The sequence below is a fragment of the Niallia sp. XMNu-256 genome (genome assembly GCF_036670015.1).
GTDB lineage: Bacteria > Bacillota > Bacilli > Bacillales > Cytobacillaceae > Bacillus_BD.
In genome coordinates, this window is record NZ_CP137636.1 from 1,344,671 (window position 1) to 1,367,455 (window position 22,785).

Consider the following 22,785-nt stretch of genomic DNA (forward strand, 5'->3'; position numbering starts at 1 on the left):
TTTATCATAGAGAAAGGATAACTTTTTCGTAAATCAGCCATCTTTTTTGATTTGATACGAACTTTTAAGATTTGTTGTACAAGTGTTACTCCTCAACTTGTTTGATTATATGCTGTTTATCCTTGTTTCTTCTATGGACACAGCTTAGCATATACACGGAAAGATCTTGGTTTTATAAAAAACCAAGATCTTTTTGATGGATTAGGATATACCTCAGTTTTTTTTGCTGTTAAGGAATAAGAGTTTTCTTATAATTAAGAACTAATCATTGCAACAAGTATCGTCATCCTTCATATGACCGGATCGATTAATTTTTGTTTCAAGGTACTTTTCATTAAATTCGGATACATCACCCCATAATGGTTCTCTTCCTAATACTGGCAAGCCAGAGTTTTTTAACGCATCCAATTTTTTCGGGTTGTTGGTAATAAGGGTAACGGGCTTGCGTCGCAATGCTTTTAATACTTGGATCGCATCACTATAATTTCTTGAATCATCAACAAAGCCAAGCGCTTGATTGGCATCCACTGTGTCATAACCATTTTCCTGTAAGATATAAGCTAAAGCTTTACTAAATAAGCCAATGCCTCTGCCTTCATGGTTGGCTAAATAAAATAAGGCACCGATCCCATGTTCTTTAATCATTTTCATTGATTGTTTTAATTGAAATCCACAGTCACACCGCTTGCTTCCAAATATGTCCCCTGTATGACAAATTGAATGCATTCGAATAATCGCATCATCACCGTATTCAAAATCCCCGTAAGCAAGAACACTAGACTGTTGCAATTCAGCTAAATTCACAGAGGCTAACTTAAGAATAATTTTTTCAAAATCCTCTGTGACTTCATCGCAATTTAACCAGCAATACCACTTGAATTCAACCGTTTCACCGTACAAATGAACAGGGAGCCGAATCGGACCCACTAAATAAATGGCCCCCTTTGCAGTTCGAATCAGTTGAATTTTATCTTCTAAGATAGAAAGGACCTTTGAATCGAATTTAACTTCTACCACCATATCACTCACTCCTTTTGTTTTTATTTTGTGCAATATCCGGATTTTAAAAAATGATTTTCAAATAATAATGATGGAAACAGGGGACGGTTCATGTGTGTCATAGGTAATGTCTATAAAGTGCCAGAATAAAAAAGCGCCGTCTCTGTGACCACCCGACTCACCAAAAAAGGAAAAAAGCGATTTATCTGCTTTTTTCCTTTTTTGGTGGGCCATTCAAATTAACAATTGAGTAGGGAGTTATTTTTCTTGCTTCAACTCATATACAGCCATAGAATCAATTCTTTCTGTAATCCTTGGATGCGTTCCGAGAAAGAAGTGAATGAGTGTTGGTTCATAACCGGTTGACTTTATATTTTTTGTCAAGGTTTGAAATGCGGAGACAGCTGCATCTTTATTTTGTGTCAATTCAATCGCGTATTGGTCTGCTTCTCTCTCTTGATAACGAATTTCGTAATTCATCATTGGTGAGATTATAAAAGAGAGCAAGCTCATAGTTAAAAGTAATAACGGCATGGCTGCAATATCTTGCTGGCCCTCGATTCCCCATAGCTTGCCAAATCTTTTTATCAAGAAATTATATAAAAGATATCCCCCTAAAATGACAAAGAACATGATCACCAGACTAATGGCTAATCCGACATAGATATGGTTTAACTTGTAGTGGCCGATTTCGTGCGCCATGACAAATTTAATTTCTTCTATCTCCATTTCCTTGATCGCTGTGTCGCCTATCACAATTTGCATATTGCTTCCAATGCCGGTTACCATTGCATTGATGGTGTTCGTTTGTTTAGACATATTCATTTCAAGAATCTTTGCATTTGAAATCCCCGCTTCATCGGCTAGTTCTTGAATTTCTGCTTTTAATTGCTCGTTTTCGAGCGGCTTATATTCGTTGTATAGAGGCAGAATAAGTACGGGAATGAGAAACATGGCAATAACCATGAGCGGAACAGATGCACCCCAAGTAACCAGCCACCATTTCTTCGGAAACTTTTTCATTACCCAATAGAAAAGCCACAGAAGAGGAACGATAAGGATAATATGCAAAATAAATGAGATTCCCATGTCACCTAGTGCTGAAAGAAGGCTCTGACTTGATAAACCATATTGATGGGATAGATAGAAAAAGAACAAGTTCAGAGGTAAATATAACAAGGTCATTAGTATACTAAAAATAAGATAATAGTAACCAAGCTGCCAAAAAGACTTTTTAAAAACAGTTTTTGCTTTATCTCTTAATTTTGTAGAAAAGGCCATGAGCAAAATCAGAAGCAGAAAATCCAAAGGTGTTTGTAAAAAGAAGGTGAAATAATAAATGAGGTTTAAATGATGAGCTTCAGTAATTTGATTCATTGTCATAAAAGTGGTTGGATCCGCAACAGTCCCTTTGGATGAATCTGGAACAAAACCAGGTTCTAAATTAAATAAATACAGGCTTATGATGATTGCGTAGATCAAATAAAAAATGGTAAACCCAATATAAAATCTTTTGAACGTCATGGAGTCCCCCTTGATTGATTGAAAATTTTTATCTATCTTGCAAAAAAACAGAGGTAAATTAGGACGTTTAGACGGTGATGAATATTCAAATATATTCATATATATTTAGAAGTTGCTGAAACTATTCAGTAATTTTTTGTATATGGCTGGGAAAATTTCCGTCAGAGAGGCCAGACGATCAGCTCTGTCAGTATCGGAGTGAGTTTGAGTTAATATACAGCATTATGTATACTTGTTGTGTAATAAGGTTTTTGAGAGCGAGGGGCAGAATAATCATTGTTAACGTTTCTTTCGTATTTTATTTCTCTTATTGCCATTGTGATTTCGGTATTTGTAACACTTATTTTCAAGAATGAATTGGAGCAAATGTTTGACGAAAAAAAGACCGTTGTTCCTTTTCATGTATGTAATGTACTCATTGTTTTAATGGTATCGATTGCGGTATATGCGGTCATGTCGATTTATGTTTTAGGACATGAATTTAATTTCATCTTACACTCGGGGATTTTGTTATTTATTGTTTTACCTATTTATTTTTTGGGAAACTTTGCTTTTGAAAAATATAAATCGATCCATCAAAAATACATGATTACTGAGAACGAGAAAGTGATTGTACTCAACGAAAAATACTTAAAAAAGAGAAAGAGGTTTTCAAAGTTAAAAAAATATAATTCCTTTTTTAGGGAAAAATGAGTACCAAAATATTCCTCTGTAGATAAAAGATGGTTCGAATGTGACAGTTGTATGGGTAATACGTCATATTTCGACCCTAGTTGTAATGTTATACATGAAACTCTAAAGAAATGTAATCTAATCGTTCTTTAAAATGTATACAAGCCCGTGATAGTGTTATAGCATCCGAGTTAGCTAGGAGGTTATAACACACATGAAAAACAACAGCATGAAAAAATTCATTACGGCTTGTGCAGCTGTGATTGCATTTATAGGGGTAAATCATCCGACGGCTGAGGCCATTATCAACTATCAGGTTGTTAAAGGAGATACGCTTTGGGACCTTAGTCAGCAATACGATGTAACCGTAGAGAGCATTCAAGCAGAGAATGATCTTTCAGGCGATCTAATTCTTATTGATGAAATTCTGCAAATTCCAGAACCGCCAATAGGTGTTTTACCATTGTCAGCATCGATGTTGGGTGAAGATCCAACGGTAGAGCCGAAAGAAGAAGTAGTTGAAGAAGAACCAGCTGAACCGGCGATCTCTCTTTCAGATGAAGAAAAAGATTTGTTTGCGAGATTAGTAGAAGCGGAAGCAAAAGGTGAATCTTATGAAGGAAAAGTAGCCGTTGCCACGGTTGTCTTAAACCGTGTGGAGTCTCCTGAGTTTCCAGATACGGTGACAGATGTCATTCACGAAGTGGTAGGCACTGCTTATGCCTTTTCACCTGTACAAAACGGTTCAATCAATAAACCAGCTTCAGATGAGTCTAAACAAGCAGTGGAAGAAGCGTTAACGAGAAAAGATCGTTTAGAAGACTGCATTTTCTTCTATAACCCAGAGATTGCAACAGATACTTGGATTCGCAGCCGTGAAATTGTAACTACGATCGGAAACCACGTCTTCGCGAAATAAGGCCTAGGGGACCGTTCGAGATCACTGAAAGTCCACTGTTTTCAATGTTCCCGAATCGTTTCCTTCTCCTATAAGCTGTATAAAAAAGTTGGTTTTCTATTTAATGTAGAAAACCAACTTCTTTTTGTATAGGCAGGTGTTTTCATTGGGTTTGAAGCAGTATACCTGTTCCAAATGTATTCCTATTAATCGTTTAAACTTCTAACCATCTCTTCTACCGTTGCCATCCGAGCAAACACAAATTCAAAGTTTTTGAAAGCTCCTTTTTCAGCTTCTTATAAATGAAGCGGTTCGTAAGATTGTCACATTGCATCCGTCTGTTCAAACTCCTTTTAAAAATCTTTTCTATGGCAGTAGGAAAGCGACTGATAGTATAATAGACATGGTGTTTCGGCGGAGGATCTTCCTCCATGTTTGTTAATAAGATTTTGATTGAGGGTGTATTTTGGATTTGAAACAATCAGAGAACAATATACTTAAACAGCCATTTTTTGCAAAATTTTGGATTTCAAGAATTTTATCTTCTACTTCATTTCAAATGTTGTCTGTTGCCATCGGTTGGCAAATGTATGAGTTGACACAAGATGCTTTTAGTCTTGGAATGGTAGGGCTTGCACAGTTTATCCCCATGCTTTTATTAACCTTGTTTGTCGGGCAAATTGCGGATCGCTATGACCGCAGAAGAATCGTATACATAAGTTTAGTCATTGAAGCTTTGACCGCTGCTTTTCTTTTGCTCGGCAGTATGGGTGGTTGGCTAGGACCTGGTCAAATTCTAATTTCGGCAGCTTTAATTGGAGCATGTCGTGCTTTTGAAGGACCAACGGCGAATGCCTTATTGCCGCAAATCGTCTCGAAGAACATTTTGCCGCGTGCGATTTCTATGAGTACAACTGCGATTCAGACGGCTCTCATCCTCGGACCCACGATTGGTGGAGTGCTATTAGCCTTTGGTGCGTCAACTGTTTACTTTTTGGCAGCAGTTGCTTTAATGGTTTCAGCGCTTTTTACTTATTTAGTAAAAGTCGAGCAAGTAAAGAATCGAAAGGGAGCAACTGTATCACTACGTTCATTCTTTCTTGGTTTAGAATATGTGAAAAGTAAACCCGTCATTTTAGGAACGATTTCAATGGATCTTTTTGTTGTCCTTCTTGGAGGGGTCACAGCACTATTGCCGATATTTGTACAGGATATTTTACAAACGGGGCCATGGGGACTAGGACTGCTGAGGGCTGCACCTGCTGTTGGCGCGATAATTGTTTCAGTTGTATTGGCATATTATCCTTTGAAAAAGTCGGTTGGAATGATTTTATTTGGAGCTATAGCGGTGTACGGACTGGCAACGATGGTTTTTGCAATCTCAACGAACTTAGTTTTATCCTTGCTTGCTTTAATGGTTGTCGGTGGATCTGACGTTATTAGTATGGTGATCAGGTCTTCGCTTGTACAATTACAAACACCGGATGAATTACGGGGCCGAGTAAATGCAGTGAACTCGCTATTTACTGGGACATCCTTTCAAATGGGGGAATTTCGAGCAGGCGTGATGGCAAGTTTTATCGGAACGGTTCCAACCGTATTTATTGGCGGCATCGGATCCATCCTTGTTGCGGGACTATGGATGTATTTATTCCCTTCAATAAGAAAACTAGAGTCTTTATCTAAAAATTAATAATAAGAAAAGTATTCACTTTGAACAAAAATGAGAAGAATCATGAATACACATTGAAAAAAGACGTTGATCCAACTACATAGGAGATCAACGTCTTTTTCCTTTAGTGAGGTTTCTCACTTAACCTGGACGGGTATTTTGTTACAATAAGGCAAGTTTATTCTAAAGTTTACCTTCGTTATACAACGATAGAAATAGAAAATGATGGAAGGTACAATTATTATTTGGAGGAATTTGGCGGTGTCAATATTAGTAACAGGGGGAGCGGGCTATATTGGTAGCCATACATGCCTAGAGCTATTAAATGCAGGGTATAAAGTTGTAGTGGTTGATAACTTAAATAATAGTAAAGTTGAGTCTTTGTCCCGAATTAAGGAAATAACAGGAAAAGAGCTCTCTTTTTATAAAGTCGAACTTCTCGACAAGAACGAGGTAGAAAGGGTTTTTGCTGAAAACAAAATTGAGGCAGTGGTTCATTTTGCTGGCCTTAAAGCAGTCGGAGAATCCGTCCGAATTCCGTTGTATTATTATTATAATAATATAGCGGGTACATTGATTCTTTGCGAGATTATGAATAAGTTTGGAATCCATAAAATGGTGTTTAGTTCATCTGCTGCTGTTTATGGAGAGCCGCAAAGTGTTCCCATTTCGGAGAATGTTCCTTTGGGACCTGCGAATCCATATGGCCGGACCAAATTAATGATTGAAGAAATACTTCAGGATCTCTATATTTCGAGTCCGAACTGGAGTATTGCTTTATTACGTTATTTTAACCCAATCGGAGCTCATCCTAGTGGAAAGATTGGCGAAGATCCGAGTGGGATCCCAAATAATCTGATGCCCTATATTACACAAGTAGCAGCTGGAAAATTAAAGGAGCTCCATATATTTGGTAATGATTATCCAACCAGTGATGGAACAGGGGTAAGGGATTATATTCATGTAGTCGATATAGCAAAGGGACATTTGAAAGCAGTAGAAAAGATTTTGACACAAACAGGTGTAGGAGCCTATAATCTTGGCACTGGAAAAGGCTATAGTGTACTAGAAATGGTTAATGCGTTTGATAGAGCAACGGGAGAGAAGATTCCTTATAAGATGGTTGCTCCAAGACCTGGTGATGTAGCAAGTTGTTATGCAGATCCAACAAAGGCAATAGAAGAGTTAGACTGGATCGCTGAAAAAGGAATGGAAGAAATGTGTCTAGATGCTTGGAGATGGCAAAAGAACAATCCGAATGGCAACGGGGATTAATTCGTTTAAGGCTATATCTAGGATTATAAGTGTCTTGCGAGGGGGAAAGCACATGATAATGGAAGTTTTAGATTTTAAAAGAATTATATATGAAAAAGGAAGAAATGAATGAGAATTTTACATACTCTAGCACAGCTGCCAAGTAAAACAGGTAGTGGGGTCTATTTTACAAATATGATTAAAGGACTTGAAGGCCGCGCCCAACAAGCTTGCCTATATGGGTGCTATTCAGATTTCGAATGGAATATATTACCGGAGGATATGCAATACCAAGTACTCTTTCCAAATGAATATTGCAATTTTCCGCTTCCGGGAATGAGTGATGTGATGCCATATGAAAGCTTGATTTATGGAGAAATGACGCCTGAAATGATTAAGAATTGGAAAAAAGCTTTTAAACCGGTAGTCCGCCAAGCGGTAGTTGATTTAAAACCGGATCTCATTATTTCCCATCATTTATGGTTTTTAACTGACTTCATCCGTCAATGGTTCCCACATATAAAAGTCGCAGCAGTTAGTCATGGAACGGATTTGCGTCAGGCAAAAAAGCATCCTCGTTTAGCGGAACAGTATACGAAACATATTCAAGATTTAGATATTATTTTTACACTGAGTGCAGAGCATATTCCCTCTATTAAAAAAATCTATGGTGCCTCTGAAAAACAAATTCACATATTAGGAAGCGGGTTTAACGAAAATAATTTTTATCCTGTTGAAAAAAATAAAGATAAAAATCTTACCATTGTCTATGCAGGAAAGATTGCCGAAAGTAAAGGTGTTTTTCAATTAGTTGACACATTTAAAACTCATCTTAAACATGAGAAACATGTAAACTTGGAGTTATATGGAACTGGAGATAAAGAAGCCCTAGACCGGTTAAAAGAAGCAATAGAACCGGATCCACGCATCATTTATTACGGAGCTGTCACTCAAGATGTATTGGGAGATATCTTCCGGAGACACGAAGTTTTTGTCTTGCCATCTTATTATGAAGGTCTTCCATTGGTTGTTTTGGAGAGTCTAGCCTGCGGGATGCGTGTCGTTGTGAATGATTTTCCTGCTTTAAGAGAGTTTTTAAGTGGAACGATTAATGAGAGCGGATGGATCGAATATGTAAAACAGCCTCGCTTAGAAAACATTGATCAGCCTGTTGTAGAGGATCTGTCTTCTTATTGTGACCGTCTTGCAGAAACATTAAAAAGACAAATGGAGCAGGCCAATGAAAGCACAGACCTTCCAGAGAAACTTCATGAAAGTATTAAAAGGTACTCTTGGACAGGCCTCGTTGAACGTCTATGGCAGACGATTCATGGAGGAATAGGTACTATATCCAAATAAGGCAGGGTCATCCTAAAGCTATCGTAATAAAATAACTTTGCTGAAATCGAAGGAATTTATCCGGCTTATGAAATTAATTGTATTTACCCGTCATCTGTAGGCCAAGGGAGCGACAAGCTCTCCATGGCCTGCAAGGGGATTCGTAATCACAAAGCAAAATCCAGATAAATCAGTGTTGCATCGTCATGGGTTTTCAGTCTGCCTATGTTTTTCAAGTCTCTGTCTGTCTTCTCCAGATTTCTCAGTTCTTTAATAAGTTCTTTGGCACCTTTTTCTCGAAACCGATCAAGAAGGCTCTTTTTTGTATACTTCATACTTAAGGGTGCCAATCCATCCGTCGCAAGCAGGCATCTTTCAACAGATTCAACGGGGAATGTTTTGTATCTCCCCATATCAACCGCTTCTTTGCTGTGACTCAATATAAAATAGCCTCCGGGCTCGTTCATTTTAGATCTGTTTCTTCTAAGAATATCAAGTTCCTCTTGCGTAAAATCCTTGAAAACAACCTGGTCCTTTCTTTTTTCGTTTCTGCCCATCATCCGTATAACCTGGTCATCAAGATTCTTAATGGAGGGGTCGGTAATAGCGATAAACTCTCCTTCACCGTTCTCAATGGTAATTTCTACATCCCCCAACACATAAGATTCCAGAAACTCTTCACTTTCTCTAACGATGGCAATTCCTGCTGACAGTTGCTCATAGGGCTTAAGTGTTGAAAGGTCAACAAATTTTTCATAATCGTTATTAAAACAGTCGATACCTTCCTTTAAAAGCTCACGAATGGAATACAATGTATTATCGAGGTTCTCTTCCAAATATTTTTTCCACCAATTAACCATCCAGTTTACATCGTTTCCAGATGGGGTGTAGTTTTTGTTTGTAAGGGCTGATGCACCATCGATGACAAACGCACCAAACCTTGTAATTCCGAAAATGTCTTCATTGCTTTTCTTTACAGTATCTGTACAAAATTCGATTTTCATATTGCACCTCACTTATTCCACTTAAGTTTTCATGATTCCATGCTCATTTGGATGGCAATGGACTATCTGGAAGGGCAAAGAGTAGCATTAAGAAAAGTTCTAATCTAGGTATTAACCTTCTTTATATCTTTGTAGTTATATGCTGTAGGTTTTGCAAAAAGTATTTTAAAAATTAACAAGGAAATTAATTATTAATATTCTAATATAGTATACTAATAATCAGCCTTAAAGCATATTCGAAATACCGTGAAAGCGTTCTCGATCCTATCGGTTTTTTGAATTGACTTTTTGACAAGTCACAGGGACTTGTCGAATCAAGAGGATAAGTATTACTATTTATCAAAATAAAAATTTGCTAAACACTAACTCTATTTTTGCTAAGGGAATACGACTTTTGTGGCATAATAAAATTAGGTTACATAATACTCCAATCTAGTATAGAGAGTGAAAATGAACACTAGCTTAAATGAAGGGGAGGAAAATATATGGACATAACGGAAACGAATCGAGCCCAATCGACAGAAGGTTTACAAAATGACGCGTTTATTCAAAAAGTAAAGATGTTGCATCCTCATTCAAGGTCAACGTTAATGGCCGAAATAGCCTCATTGGAGAAAGATAAAAACGCAAATGAAAAGGCTAAGCAATATTTAAAGTGGATTCTTAAACAAACCGAGTTCAACTTTTATTTGGCGCTGCTTCCAAAAGGTCAAGGATTAATGCTATTGAAGCAAAATTCAAAAGCGGTACTCGTGATTGGATTGAATCGGCCCCAACAGGAGTTAAAGCCAATTGTTGAGGGACATGAGTTTGTTATAGAAATATTGAATATTCATTCGCTTCAAAAAGGAGAAGGCTACAAGATCATGCAAAAGGTGATGGGATTATCGAACCAACTTCACACACCGATCTGTCTGGTTGTAGAAACAGAAGAACAACAGAAGTACTTTGGACGCTATGGATTCAAAGACTATGGTGCTTTAGAGAAGGATAATGAACGGATGATGATTTATCTGGCTTAAGTAAGGCTATGAACTTTGCAACAATTGTTGAATGAACAGGTTTAAGTGAAGAAGAGGTAGGCAAATTATCAATTTTCATACAGGGACGTCATAGCGACCATTGTAAGATTAAGTATGGCCACCTTAAATGATTGCGATGACATACTCTGTAGCATAAAAATATTTTCATCATACTATCATTATTGTTCTAAAAATTGGGAATTTTTAAGTAGTAGTTGAGGGATCCATCCTTAAATCGGGAGATACGATTAAACTCAAAGAGGCTGTCTTATAGAATTGTCCCTGAGACAGTCTCTGCATAATGATTATAAACTATTTCTTCGTTTCAGTGACTTTTTGTTTAAATAATTCTTTTTCCTCGTCAGAAAATAACTTTTCAGCCATCGGATAAAGGAATTGCTCTTCTTTTATAAAATGATCTACTAGCGTGTGATAAGCGTCTTTAATAAGAAGTGTATATTAAATGATGTTCCTCATTCGATTTTGAAGCATTTTCGGCATTGGATAAAAAGGAGCTGATCAATCCATTAGCTTGTTCATGTTCATATTCCATAACCGCAATCGGACCTCCGTTTTTGCCGATATATATACTTCCATCATTCGGAATAAGATCTCCTCTTCCCGAATCGAGTGAAATTTAAGGTTTTTTTCAAAATCTATGACTTCTTTCCTTAATTCCTCATAAACAGCTGCTTTGTCTTCAGTCATTTCAACTTGATTGCATAAAGAAAATAAAGCTATTAATTGCTTCCGGAAAGGGCCGTGTTCACCCACTAATAGAGATAATCCTTCTTAAAGAGTTACAGGTTCATTGCCAATTAAACTACTAGGACATCCTTGCATTGAAAAATCTCCCTTCGGTGATGTTTTAATCCTAGTATAGTAGTCTTTTTTCTCTTTTATTGTGATATAAATCATCCTTTTGAAAAATAGACGGCAGTGAAGGGATAATATCGAGTTATTGATATGTGAAAAATGTTACGGTTTACTAAAAATAATTTTTGCAGTATAATGATGAAAGGTTTCTGCCATTTTGCTTAATCTTATTTTTAAGAGCGGGGGACCCAATATATACCGCGGAATTTCCGCGTGGGGTGAATCCTTGTTAGAGGAAGGGCTGACTGTTTCCCTATGTCCTAACCCGAAAGCTAACCTCGTAAGCGTTTTAAGGGATCAAATGAATAAAGGATAACGTGCGAATTGACACAAGCTGTGTCTTTTTTTGTGGGTCAATTTCGGATTCCATATTAAATTCGACTCATCCGTCAAAGACTTAGCTTCATTCAGAAGTTAAATCACCTTTGTTTCCCTTGCCTAAACATATTTATATACAACAAGAAGGTAGGGTAATTGATGAAGAAATTTAGATTAAGTTTAGCAAGTCAAATATTTATTGGTCTAATTTTAGGGATTGTTGTCGGTGGTCTTTTCTACGGCAACGAAACAGCACAAAGTATTTTACAGCCATTTGGTGATCTATTTATCCGTTTAATTAAAATGATTGTGGTTCCTATTGTACTGTCTACTATTATCGTTGCCATTGCTGGGGTTGGTGATTTAAAGTCTGTTGGTAAACTTGGCGGCAAATCGCTAGCTTATTTTATTGCTATGACTTTTATTGCGATTGCGGTTGGTCTTATTTCCGCTAATATTTTCCAACCTGGTGCGGGACTAAACATGGACAGCCTACAGCAAAGTGATATTTCAGGTTATGTCCAAACATCGGAAGAGCAAGAAGGCAAATCGATTGCTGACACCTTACTACATATTGTACCTACAAACCCGATCCAAGCGATGGTAGAGGGCGATATGTTAGCGATCATCTTCTTTGCTGTTGTATTTGGTCTTGGAGTCGCAGCCATTGGTGATAAAGGAAAACCAGTCCTTAGATTCTTTGAAGGTACAGCAAATGCTATGTTCTATGTGACTAATCTCTTTATGAAGTATGCACCTATTGGTGTGTTTGCGTTACTCGGTGTCACTATTTCTAAGTATGGGTTTGCATCACTAATTCCATTAGGAAAGTTAGCCCTTACGGTATATGGAACGATGATTTTCTTTGTTTTTATCGTGTTAGGTTTGATGGCCAAAATGGTTGGATTTAGTATCTTTAAATTATTAAAGATGATTAAAGAAGAATTAATTTTGGCGTTTTCAACCTCAAGTTCGGAAACGGTGCTTCCGAGAATTATGGACAAAATGGAGAAAGCAGGAAGTCCGAAACACATTGCTTCTTTCGTTATTCCAACAGGTTACTCATTTAACCTCGATGGGTCTGTTTTATATCAAGCGATTGCATCGTTATTTGTTGCGCAAATGTTTGGGATCGAACTAAGCATTTGGCAACAAATTACATTAATGTTAGTGTTGATGGTTACATCGAAAGGGATGGCTGGAGTACCAGGCGTATCCTTTGTCGTGTTACTCGCTACATTTAGTACGATTGGATTACCTGCAGAAGGGTTAGCGTTCATTGCTGGGATTGACCGTATTCTTGATATGGGACGTACCGCTGTTAACGTTGTGGGGAACTCACTAGCAGCCATTGTTGTTGCTAAATGGGAAGGTCAATTCAACCCTCCAATCGAAGAAGAAGAAGAAGAATTGGTTGAACGGGTTTCATAATATAATAGGGGAAACATTAATAGCACAGACCAAGTGTATGGTTTGTGCTATTATTTTTTAATCATAAATCGGGTCGTCGCTGTGACTTCGGTTATAAGAATATGTTAAGAATATTTCAAAACATAGAATAATTATGTGTTTTATATTAATCTATTAATAGTTTGGTAAAAAATGCTTAACAAAAGGAGGAGGAAGATGAAGACTGTTTTAGTAAAGACTTTGCTTGCCGTGACATTGGGGTTAGGTTTAGTTGCAGGAGGTGCGACATCAAGTTTAGCTGTTAATAATCAATCAACGGAAACAAAGGGAAAAAACTTGTATGTGGTTGCATTTAAAAAAGAGTTGCCAAAGGATTATGCAGAAATAATCGAACAAGCAGGTGGACAAGTGGTAAAAGTACTCCCAGAAGTGGGGGGGATCCAAGCACAGTCCAATGATCCTGCCTTTCTAAATAATCTCAAAAAGCTAAAGTCGATTGAGGTTGCCAGTAAAGAAATGCCACTTGCATTAAATCAACCATCAACCATTTCAAATCTAGCACAAACAGCTTCCATCAATGAGCAAGAAAGTTTATGGGATGCCCAATGGGATATTCAAAGAGTGACGAATAATGGGAAATCGTATGAAATAGAAACGGGTGGATATGTAAATGATCAGGGAGAAACGGTACATAAAGCAGTAGTTGGGGTTATTGATACAGGGATTGACCCTGCACATCCAGATCTACAGAAAAATAATCTTGGAGGAAGGAATCTTGTTCCAGCTGGAATGGATGAAACGGAAACGGGAGACCCAAATGATATCATAGACCGAAATGGACATGGTACGCATGTGTCTGGAATCATTGCAGCAAATGGGAAACTGAAAGGGGTAGGACCAGACCTCGGGATTCGTACTTATCGAGTATTCTTTTCAGAAGACGCTCTTACTCTACCATCCGTGATCATAGATGGCATTATTGCTGCCACAGATGATGAGGTAGACGTCATCAATATGTCTCTAAGACTTTATAACACTTCGAAAACAATCATTGAAGGAGAGACCTATAAAACAACAGCCGATACGCTGCTATGGAAGCGAGCGGTCCAATACGCACTGAAGAATGGCGTAACGGTAGTAGGGGGAAGTGGGAATGAGAGCTTGAACTTGGATGACAAAAAAGGGGTAACTGCTTATTTAAACACGCTATATGAACCATTTGGTATCACCCTCAAGGGACCGTCAACGGTTGTACCGGCACAAATGCCAGGAGTGATCAATGTATCTGCTTCAAACAAATGGTCGAAACAGGAGCTGGCCTTTTTCTCCAATTATGGAAATAGTGCAATTGATGTGGCAGCTCCGGGGGGAGATCTTGGAGCCAAATATGCTGAAACATATGATCCAGCTACAGCTGATATGACTAGCATGATTCTTAGTACATGGCCTACTTACTTGGGAACGCCTTATGTTTATAACGCGGGAACATCGATGGCTGCTCCTCAAGTAGCTGGAATTGCAGGGGTTATTAAAGCAGCAAATCCTGATTTAAAACCAGCACAAGTATCAGCTATTATTAATCAAACTGCGATTGACTACGGAAAACCAGGACAAGATGCCTTATTTGGTTCAGGAGAAGCCAACGCGTATCGGGCGTTGATGAATATAAAGAAATAGGTAACAAAAACTTTATTTTTATAAACGTGATTAAGGGGCAGTCTCCCAATGTTTAAGCAAACCACGGCAGGGGACTGACCTGTTTTTTTGTTGAAACCATTCGGGTCGTCACTGTGACTCCGACTAAAATAGATATGAAAGGAGCGACCGGTTTGAAATTGAGTTATCAAGAGTATGGAGATAAGAACGCTCCATTAATTGTGTTTTTGCATGGTGGTGGGGTTAGTAGTTGGATGTGGGATAAACAAATCCAATACTTCCGTCATTATCATTGCATTGCAATCGATTTACCAGAACAAGGAGAAAGTAAAAATACCGAAAACTTTTCTATTCAATTAAGTGCAGAAAAAGTAAATCAATTAATTGAAAATATAGCGGATGGTAAAGAAGTTATAGTAATAGGGTTCTCTAAAGGTGTCCAAGTAACGATTCAAATGTTAAGCCTTCACCGTAATTTAATTCATTATGCGATTATAAACAGTGCATTAGTAAAACCTAATCCATTTATTAGAAAAATGATAAGTCCTTCTGTAAAGTTATTTTTTCCAATCGTTAAAAATAAATCCTTTTCACAACTACAAGCTAAAACACTTTATATTGATGATGAATACTTTGTTACGTATTATAAGGAAACTTCTCAAATGAAGTCTGAGACTTTTATAAGAATATTAGAGGAAAACATGTCATTTGAAATTCCTAACGGTTTTAATAGAGCAGCAGGCAAGATATTAGTGACTGTTGGTGAAAAGGAAAAAGCAGTAATGAAAAAATCAGCGATAGATGTAGTATTAAGTAATCCGAATTGTACAGGGATAATAATCCCAAACGTTGGTCACGGAATACCATTGGGAAACCCTCATTACTTTAACGAGATGGTAGAAAAATGGTTGCAGGAAGGCTCTTTACCACAAAACGTGGAAATAATTGATTAATAGAGGAGAGCAAATTTGTTACCTCTATTTTTTGTGAAGTTCTCTATAGTAAAGATCTACCTTTATAAAGGAATTGATAAGTCCAGTCCAGTGGCATAATAAATCCGAATAAGTATATCCTATTGAGTGTTATCTATTTTTTTTAGAAGGAAGGGATTACTTAGTGGAAGAAAAACCTACTAATAAATTGGAGTTTGGAAATTCAGATATGATGTCTAATAATAGAATCAATGAAGACTCACAGATTACAAAAGGAAAAAAACAACATAGTCAACGAAATCATGTAACCGAAGCACAGAAACAGATTTCTTCTCAAAAAACAGTGGGGATACCGCCTGAAGATTTGACCTCTCGATAAAGTGAAATTTCCATAATTGGTGGAGGCTTCATTCCTCACTACTTCATTAAAATATACTCAAAAACTTGAGAAGAGGCTTCTGCTCCTTGAAAGAGTGGGATAATCCAATTTTTCAATTGTCTTTTCCTGAACGGGAATAGTGCCAGGCGCGTCCAAGCTGGATAAGCCGGGCATTTTTAATAAATTATCCGTTTAAGCCGTAAACCTACAATTTGGGTAATTGTTGCAACCTCGAAAATTTCCATATTTTCCTTTCCTTGACACAAGTTGACCACCGCACTGTGGACAAATGTTTGAGATAACTTTATGATTCTGTTTATTTATATTTTGTTTAATTATGGTCACGTGTTCTATTTTCTGAGCTTTTTTCTCCTTTTTATCCATTATATAGGTGGACGAAAGCAACTGATGGATTTTTTTCCTAGTGGAAGAGGAAATCGTATGATCACTTGATATGTACTTTATTACAGATAATAAATCACGTATTTTAATGACATTCACACCATAAAACGGTTTGTTAAATTTCAAAGTAGCTTGTTTGCCGAAAACGATAAGGGAGTAAATCGGAATGTCACTGAATGCATCTCCGAGAAAATGTCGTAATTCTTTTATATGTCCAGAATTTTGCCAAATGGGATTGTAGAATTTTTCTTTACGTTTATATATTACTTGTGTCCAATACTTACTGTTCTGCGAGCCGAAAATCCATCCATTATAATTCTTCGTTTCAATCACAAACAATCCTTTGTCGGAAATAAGGACATGGTCGATTTGAGTGGTGGTTCCATCTTGTTTTGGAATATATAAATCATTTAGAAGAGTATTATGATTAAGGTCTAAAGATCGTAGGAGTTTAGAAACCTGCTTTTCACCGTAAGCCCCTTTTAAACTAGCGAAATTAGCTCCAACCCAAATAGTAAGAATCGTCATAATCAATAAAAAGAGTAATGAAAATACAAGAAAAATCATAGGAAATACCTCCTGTGTTAAAATACCTAAATATAGAATAACATAATTTGCCATTTTGGGTAGGTGGTGATACGTTAATACTATAAATCAATTTAAATCACTTTTATTTCTATGTTAGTAAGGTTAGTGCATTAGTAAAAATCATAATGTTTAAATTTGTTACAGTTTCTTCTCATCCATGAACAAGCTTCTTAGAGGATAAAAATAAGGAGTTGGATGGAATGGAGTTTATCAGGCTTAACGGGCAGTAAGACCCCCACCTCAAGATTCTAAGAATGGTAAAAGAAGATAGGTGGGGGATCAACTGCCCGTAAAGCTCCGATTGGTTCAACTAACCATCAGTGGGGGATGAAAGAAAACCCCCACTAATGGAAGTTTCACTTTATTAAGGCTGAACAATTAAAAGTTAACTTTGAAGTTCAAGCGAGTTTTTATAACGTAGAAATAGGTGGGCAGGTTTTTGAATGTCGAAATTATGCGCAAGTGTATCGAAAGGACAGTAAACAACAAGAGCATTATGATGCGATCTTTGTATTAGTGAACCCGGGTTTATGTACGCCGAAGCAATCAACTTATCAAATTCCACACGTAACGATAGGTGAGGGGCCAATTAATTTTATTCCTGCTAAAACAGACAACACTCAGTATCAAGTTATGCGCTTTATGGAATTGAAGCAATGGAAAAAGGTATTGTTACTAAACCTTTCAGACATTCGATCCGGAAACCTATCCGAATTTAAAGAAAAACTAGATGATGCAAATAGACTAGGTTTTGAAAGTCATACCATTTTTTCACCTTTAAGAACAAGGGAGTTAAAGCTAGTATTGCTTAAATGTCTGGGATCAGTTATTTTGGCTTGGGGTACAGACTCAAAAGTGAAAAGTTTAGCAAAATTAGCATTGAATACTTTTCCACATGCAAAAATTGTAGGGCTGGAATATAAACAAACACCGTATTATTATCATGCTAGTCCACTTCGATTAGATGGGAAAATAAGGTGGTTAGAAAATATGAACGATCGAATTTCTTGAGGATAGAAACAGTAATCGACAAGTCGTGTGACTTGTCGATTGCTGTTTAGTATATTTCGCGGAATACATGATCGAGATCTTCAAATTCTTTCAGATCTTTTTCCTGCGGATTGTCTGATTCTACCGTCCACTTCTGATCAATAGGGATTAACCCGCCATTATTATCTTTATGAAAAGGAAGGTGGACATGGTAAGTTTTGCCATCTTTCTGAGTGGTATATCCAATATAGTAGCACTCATCTTGTCCTTCTTCTTCAAAAATACCGATCCTTTCAAGGCCGTACTTATTTAAGTAGGGTTCAAAGGATTGCTGCAAACCATTCACAATTTGTTCGCGTGATTGATAATCCACAAAAATTCTCCCTTCTATGTCGTTCTCCCCTTAATATGTCATACTTACGTTCAATTTAATCTTGTTTTCGCAAACGGCTTCGTCACAGTGACGCCCCGAAAAAATTAATCTAATTCATAAAACCCACAAACGACATAACCTACTGCTTTGGCTGCTACTAGTAGGGCGTCTTCATCAATGTCAAATTTAGGGTTATGGTTAAAATATGGTTTTTCGACTCCTTTGGGCGTACAAGCAATGTAAAAGAAGCAAGAAGGGAATTTTTCAGCATAGTAAGCAAAATCTTCAGATGGAGGCAATGCAGGAAATTCTTTCACTTCTTGAATATCCTTATCATTGGCTTCTTTTAGAAATTGGGCTACTTTTTCGGTTACTTCCGGATCATTGTATACCGGTGGATAATCATTCTCGTACGTGAGGTCACAGGTAACACCAAATTCTTCTTCCAATCCTTTTGCGAGTCGTTTGATTTCTTTTGCAATGAGTTCTCTTGTTTCAATCGTCATATATCGGATATCGCCTTCAAGCTCGACGCTATCTTTTATGACATTAAAGGTTCCTTTTCCATCGAAAGAACCAATGGTAATGACACCCACATCAAAAGGATTTAAGCGTCGACTAATGATGGTTTGAGTGGCTGTCACAAAATGAGCACCCGCTACAATCGCATCATTCGCTAAATGTGGGGAAGAACCATGCCCGCCTCTGCCTTGAATCACTAACTTCATGTAAGCTCGTCCGTTGAAAGAATATCCAGCGTGATATCCCACAACTCCGGCTGGGCCCATTGGTAACAAGTGGATGCCAAATACATGATCTAAATCATCGAGTACGCCTGATTCGACAATGCTTTTTGCACCGCCCGGAGGAACTTCTTCCGCATGCTGATGAATAATTTTAATGGTCCCTGGTATTTCATCTTTTAATTGAATGAGACAGTCGGCTAAGACTAACAAATAGGCAGTATGACCATCATGACCACAAGCATGCATGACGCCTTCGTTTTTTGACTTATAAGGTACATCTGTTTCTTCTACGATTGGGAGTGCATCGAAATCAGCGCGCAAGCCAATGTTTTTTCCAGGTTTTCCACCTTTAATAGTCACAATGATTCCATATCCATTTCCTACATTTGACTGAACGTCTACATCTTTGCCTTTATAAAAATCTACAATATATTGAGCTGTTTTTTCCTCTTTAAAGGAAAGTTCTGGATTTTCATGGAGATGTCTGCGAATTTCAATCATTTCATCTTTACGTGATTCTAACATTTCCATTAATTTACTTCTCATATCTTGTCATCCCCCTTAAATTTTAGTGAAATGCAAAGAGGTGTCTTGCGTTTCACTAATTAGTTTTATTCCTAACAAACCGTTTATTCTGTAACAGGCTTTCGGATATTTCTTCTTTGTGGTTTCTGAGGAGCAGAAGAGGTTTTTCCCGCATCGCCTGGTACTAAGAAGATCACCGATATGACTGAAAGAGCACCGAAAATGACATTTACAATAATACCAGCGGAAGCTGCCGCCTCAAGGTTACCATTCGCGGCAATGGCGCCATATACGGTTGCTGAAATCGCGACACCAAATGCACCTCCAAGTGAGCTTGCCATTTTATAAACACCAGCGGCTTCCCCAACTTTGTCAGAAGGAGCATTTGATACAGATGTATCTGTAGAAGGGGTTGCATAAAGCCCGAGGCCTAGTCCGAATAAGGCAAAGCCAATAAATACGACAACAGTATAAGTAAAGCCTGGTAAGAATGTTAGGCCCATCATTGCCACACCAATGGTTGTAATAATACCGCCCCAAACCATCGGTAATTTTGCGCCAACCCTTTGTAGAATTTTCTCACCTACACGTATCATTGATAGTACAACGACTAAATAACCTAAAGATAACATACCTGATTGTAATGAATTGAAGCCTCGTCCTACTTGTACGTACGTATTAATTACGATCAGAGCACCAGCAATCGCATTGAGTAGAAAGTTGGAAATGGTTGCACCGGAATAGGCTTTATTTTTAAATACGGCAAAATCGACTAATACAACTTCTCTATTTTTTTCAAATTTAACAAAGACAATTAAGCCAATAATGGTAATAGCAAGAGCGGTAATCGACTTAATATCTGTCCAACCCCAGTCCGCTCCATACGTAATAAATAAGTTTAAAGCAATCATTGTAACAATAAAAATAGCTAAACCTGTATAATCAAATTTAAACGTACCTGTTGATTGTTGCTTGCTTTCTGGTGTATCTTTCAATAAAAATAATCCGATTACTGCAAAGATAATGGAGAAAATGAAGATCCATCTCCAGCCGAGTGATGTAGCAATGGCACCGCCTGCGAATGAAGCGAAGCCTGAGCCGCCCCAAGAACCAATGGACCAGAAGCTTAAAGCACGTTGACGTTCGGCTCCTTCAAAATACGCTTTGATTAACGCGATGGTGGATGGCATAATAAACGCAGCCGAAATCCCTTGAATAATCCGTCCGATAATTAACAATGCTGCACCTTGAGCAAATACTAGACAAAGGGAACCGATAATACTCAATATAAATCCAATGACGGCAATTTTTTTGCGTCCCACTTTATCGGCAAGACCACCTGCCGCGACAATAAATAACCCGGAGAATAACGCAGCTAAACTAATAGCGACATTTAAAGTTCCTAGTGAAACACCTAAATCTGCTTGAACAGCAGGGACCACATTGACCATAGCTTGTGCAAATAACCAGAATGTAATGACACCAAATACAATCCCTATGATCATTTTATCTGTACCTTTATAACTTGTTTCCAAAACTAAAACCTCCTGAATATTATTAAAAGACAACTGTTTTACTGCTTATTATTATTGTCATTTTCTTTTTTAATCATTTACATTATCTAAATATAGTTTAATTTGTCATTTGGGCTTCTAGATCACCATCCTTTTTATCGTTTCCTACCCTATATAACCTGAGTTAAACTAGCATTAGCATTTTTTACAAACTGATTATAGTACAGCTACTTTAAAATAGTGAGTCACTATTTTATCAACTTATTATGATAAAAAAGAAAAAAATTTCACTAACGAGGTTGAATGTCAAAAAAACGAAGATATATGTTTTACAAAAAAGGATAGAGGCTAATTTAGGGGATTTGTACGCGCCCTATTTTTTAGTCAGTGCTGCCTTTTTAGATAACTTTTTATTTAACAGGCTTAACGGGCAGTAAGACCTCGCCTCAAGATTCTAAGTATAGTAAAAGAAGATAGGTGGGGGATGAGCGTCCGTAATGCTTCAATTGATTAAACTACAAACTACCATCAGTGGGGGATGAAAGAAACCCCACAGATGGTAGTTTCACTTTATGATGGCTATCATTGTATGGGCAATCGTAGCAATGAGAGATGACTTATTTCCTTTTTTTATAATAAACTATCTTTTTGTGTCATAGTTTCTTCCATAGATCAAATTAAATGGTTACAATGTTATTTCATTATGAACGGCGGTTTTCAACCCATGTTGGAACGCCATCATCCTCATCGAATTCAATGATGATATGAGTAATCCCTTTTAATTCGAGTAGTTTGCCTCTAATGCGATCTTTTATATCATCTGCTTCGGCGACAGTAAGAGAAGGGTCGATTTCAAGTTTCATTTCAATATGAAAGTCTTCGCCTTCTTTCACGGCAAAGAGAGTTTGTATGTCTTTAATCTCTGGATTTTGGTAGATATATCGGGCAATCTCTGCTTCAAAGTCATCGTCTGCTTCACCTAGCACCCCTCTGGCATTATCCAAAAATACTCTTCCTACTACATAAAACATCATGATTCCAATAATAATCGAAGCAATTCCTTCTGCAGCATGCCAACCAGCAAAATAGGAAATCAATATTCCGATAATTGCAATGATGCCACCTAAGGTAGCGACTAAGTCCTCCATAAAAACAAGTTTTGTCGCTGGTTTTGCCCGATGTAAGCCACTGAAACTTTTTCTCACAATGGCAAAACCTTTAGCCTCGACATGAGTTTCATGGAGAACTTCCTTCATCGCTTTAAACAGAACATATGCCTCCAAAAGGACTGCAGCGGTCAAAACGGACAGATTGATGAAAAGTCCCGTTGATTCTGTTGGATGAATAATATGAAGATAGCCTTCTTTTATCGTCTCATAACTCATAATCCCGACAATAATGACCGCTCCTAGTAAAACTAAATTAACGAGGCGCCCGAATCCGTTGGGAAAACGGTCTGTCGGTGCTTTTTTACTAAGAGCACTTCCTATGAAAACAAAAAATTGATTCGCTGCATCTCCCAAGGAGTGCATAGTTTCAGCAAACATAGCGACATTTCCGGTGAAAAAATAAGCACTCCCTTTTATGATGGCAATAATGGTATTGACAAGCGCTGAGATAAGAGATGATTTATTCCCTTTTTTTAATAAACTACCCTTTTGTTTCATCGTTTCCTCCATAGGTCATATTGAAT

General features: G+C 37.5%; 20 protein-coding genes and 1 riboswitch. Of the genes, 11 read left to right on the forward strand and 9 right to left on the reverse strand.

Features of this window, described 5'->3' with window-relative positions; translation table 11 throughout:
* Nucleotides 1–261: 261 nt before the first annotated feature.
* Together R4Z10_RS06915 and R4Z10_RS06920 are read right to left on the reverse strand one after the other, a co-directional pair.
* On the reverse strand, nucleotides 262–1,017 hold the full coding sequence (locus tag R4Z10_RS06915; RefSeq protein ID WP_338473180.1) for a GTP cyclohydrolase II: 756 nt from the start codon (nucleotides 1,015–1,017) through the stop codon (nucleotides 262–264).
* 240 nt (nucleotides 1,018–1,257) lie between these two features.
* A complete protein-coding gene (locus R4Z10_RS06920) occupies nucleotides 1,258–2,523 on the reverse strand; it encodes a M48 family metallopeptidase (RefSeq protein ID WP_338472467.1) in 1,266 nt (421 codons plus the stop codon).
* A 276-nt stretch (nucleotides 2,524–2,799) separates the two neighbouring features.
* On the opposite strand from R4Z10_RS06920, the gene R4Z10_RS06925 reads away from it, so the two are divergent.
* The 5 genes from R4Z10_RS06925 (at nucleotide 2,800) to R4Z10_RS06945 (ending at nucleotide 8,378) form a co-directional block, all read left to right on the forward strand.
* Nucleotides 2,800–3,216, forward strand: coding sequence for a hypothetical protein (locus R4Z10_RS06925; RefSeq protein ID WP_338472468.1), 417 nt, complete (start codon nucleotides 2,800–2,802; stop codon nucleotides 3,214–3,216).
* 193 nt (nucleotides 3,217–3,409) lie between these two features.
* Nucleotides 3,410–4,114, forward strand: coding sequence for a cell wall hydrolase (locus R4Z10_RS06930; RefSeq protein ID WP_338472469.1), 705 nt, complete (start codon nucleotides 3,410–3,412; stop codon nucleotides 4,112–4,114).
* 445 nt (nucleotides 4,115–4,559) lie between these two features.
* The gene (locus tag R4Z10_RS06935) at nucleotides 4,560–5,786 is read left to right on the forward strand and encodes an MFS transporter (RefSeq protein ID WP_338472470.1); all 1,227 of its coding nucleotides are present in this window, start codon (nucleotides 4,560–4,562) and stop codon (nucleotides 5,784–5,786) included.
* 240 nt (nucleotides 5,787–6,026) lie between these two features.
* Nucleotides 6,027–7,040, forward strand: a complete 1,014-nt coding sequence (gene galE / locus R4Z10_RS06940; protein WP_338472471.1) for a UDP-glucose 4-epimerase GalE — start codon at nucleotides 6,027–6,029, stop codon at nucleotides 7,038–7,040.
* Between the two features lie 108 nt (nucleotides 7,041–7,148).
* On the forward strand, nucleotides 7,149–8,378 hold the full coding sequence (locus tag R4Z10_RS06945) for a glycosyltransferase family 4 protein (RefSeq protein WP_338472472.1): 1,230 nt from the start codon (nucleotides 7,149–7,151) through the stop codon (nucleotides 8,376–8,378).
* Nucleotides 8,379–8,524: 146 nt separating this feature from the next.
* Here the strand turns inward: R4Z10_RS06945 and R4Z10_RS06950 are convergent, their stop codons facing one another.
* Entirely contained in the window at nucleotides 8,525–9,361 is an 837-nt protein-coding gene (locus R4Z10_RS06950) for a protein phosphatase 2C domain-containing protein (protein WP_338472473.1), read from the reverse strand.
* 485 nt (nucleotides 9,362–9,846) lie between these two features.
* On the opposite strand from R4Z10_RS06950, the gene R4Z10_RS06955 reads away from it, so the two are divergent.
* A complete protein-coding gene (locus tag R4Z10_RS06955; protein ID WP_338472474.1) occupies nucleotides 9,847–10,383 on the forward strand; it encodes a hypothetical protein in 537 nt (178 codons plus the stop codon).
* Between the two features lie 519 nt (nucleotides 10,384–10,902).
* Here the strand turns inward: R4Z10_RS06955 and R4Z10_RS06960 are convergent.
* On the reverse strand, nucleotides 10,903–11,157 hold the full coding sequence (locus R4Z10_RS06960) for a hypothetical protein (RefSeq protein WP_338472475.1): 255 nt from the start codon (nucleotides 11,155–11,157) through the stop codon (nucleotides 10,903–10,905).
* Between the two features lie 250 nt (nucleotides 11,158–11,407).
* Nucleotides 11,408–11,562, forward strand: a riboswitch (cyclic di-AMP (ydaO/yuaA leader).
* A gap of 174 nt (nucleotides 11,563–11,736) precedes the next feature.
* Between R4Z10_RS06960 and R4Z10_RS06965 the strand changes: the two genes are divergently transcribed.
* The 4 genes from R4Z10_RS06965 (at nucleotide 11,737) to R4Z10_RS06980 (ending at nucleotide 15,954) form a co-directional block, all read left to right on the forward strand.
* Complete coding sequence (locus R4Z10_RS06965; RefSeq protein ID WP_338472476.1) at nucleotides 11,737–13,008, forward strand: cation:dicarboxylase symporter family transporter; 1,272 nt, start codon at nucleotides 11,737–11,739, stop codon at nucleotides 13,006–13,008.
* Nucleotides 13,009–13,203: 195 nt separating this feature from the next.
* Nucleotides 13,204–14,664 (forward strand): S8 family serine peptidase, encoded by a 1,461-nt coding sequence (locus R4Z10_RS06970; RefSeq protein ID WP_338472477.1) that lies wholly within the window; start codon nucleotides 13,204–13,206, stop codon nucleotides 14,662–14,664.
* Between the two features lie 152 nt (nucleotides 14,665–14,816).
* The gene (locus R4Z10_RS06975; protein ID WP_338472478.1) at nucleotides 14,817–15,596 is read left to right on the forward strand and encodes an alpha/beta hydrolase; all 780 of its coding nucleotides are present in this window, start codon (nucleotides 14,817–14,819) and stop codon (nucleotides 15,594–15,596) included.
* A gap of 163 nt (nucleotides 15,597–15,759) precedes the next feature.
* The gene (locus R4Z10_RS06980; protein ID WP_338472479.1) at nucleotides 15,760–15,954 is read left to right on the forward strand and encodes a hypothetical protein; all 195 of its coding nucleotides are present in this window, start codon (nucleotides 15,760–15,762) and stop codon (nucleotides 15,952–15,954) included.
* 192 nt (nucleotides 15,955–16,146) lie between these two features.
* On the opposite strand, the gene R4Z10_RS06985 is transcribed toward R4Z10_RS06980, so the two are convergent.
* On the reverse strand, nucleotides 16,147–16,923 hold the full coding sequence (locus R4Z10_RS06985; protein ID WP_338472480.1) for an NERD domain-containing protein: 777 nt from the start codon (nucleotides 16,921–16,923) through the stop codon (nucleotides 16,147–16,149).
* 483 nt (nucleotides 16,924–17,406) lie between these two features.
* Here R4Z10_RS06985 and R4Z10_RS06990 point away from each other — a divergent pair, with 483 nt between their 5' ends.
* Nucleotides 17,407–17,955, forward strand: a complete 549-nt coding sequence (locus R4Z10_RS06990) for a hypothetical protein (protein ID WP_338472481.1) — start codon at nucleotides 17,407–17,409, stop codon at nucleotides 17,953–17,955.
* A gap of 46 nt (nucleotides 17,956–18,001) precedes the next feature.
* Here R4Z10_RS06990 and R4Z10_RS06995 read toward each other — a convergent pair whose 3' ends face one another.
* From R4Z10_RS06995 to R4Z10_RS07010, 4 genes are all read right to left on the reverse strand, one after another.
* Nucleotides 18,002–18,307, reverse strand: a complete 306-nt coding sequence (locus R4Z10_RS06995; RefSeq protein ID WP_338472482.1) for a DUF5634 family protein — start codon at nucleotides 18,305–18,307, stop codon at nucleotides 18,002–18,004.
* Between the two features lie 104 nt (nucleotides 18,308–18,411).
* Nucleotides 18,412–19,599, reverse strand: a complete 1,188-nt coding sequence (locus R4Z10_RS07000) for an amidohydrolase (protein WP_338472483.1) — start codon at nucleotides 19,597–19,599, stop codon at nucleotides 18,412–18,414.
* 83 nt (nucleotides 19,600–19,682) lie between these two features.
* Nucleotides 19,683–21,083, reverse strand: a complete 1,401-nt coding sequence (locus R4Z10_RS07005; protein WP_338473181.1) for an MFS transporter — start codon at nucleotides 21,081–21,083, stop codon at nucleotides 19,683–19,685.
* A 710-nt stretch (nucleotides 21,084–21,793) separates the two neighbouring features.
* Nucleotides 21,794–22,759, reverse strand: coding sequence for a cation diffusion facilitator family transporter (locus R4Z10_RS07010; protein WP_338472484.1), 966 nt, complete (start codon nucleotides 22,757–22,759; stop codon nucleotides 21,794–21,796).
* Nucleotides 22,760–22,785: the final 26 nt, after the last annotated feature.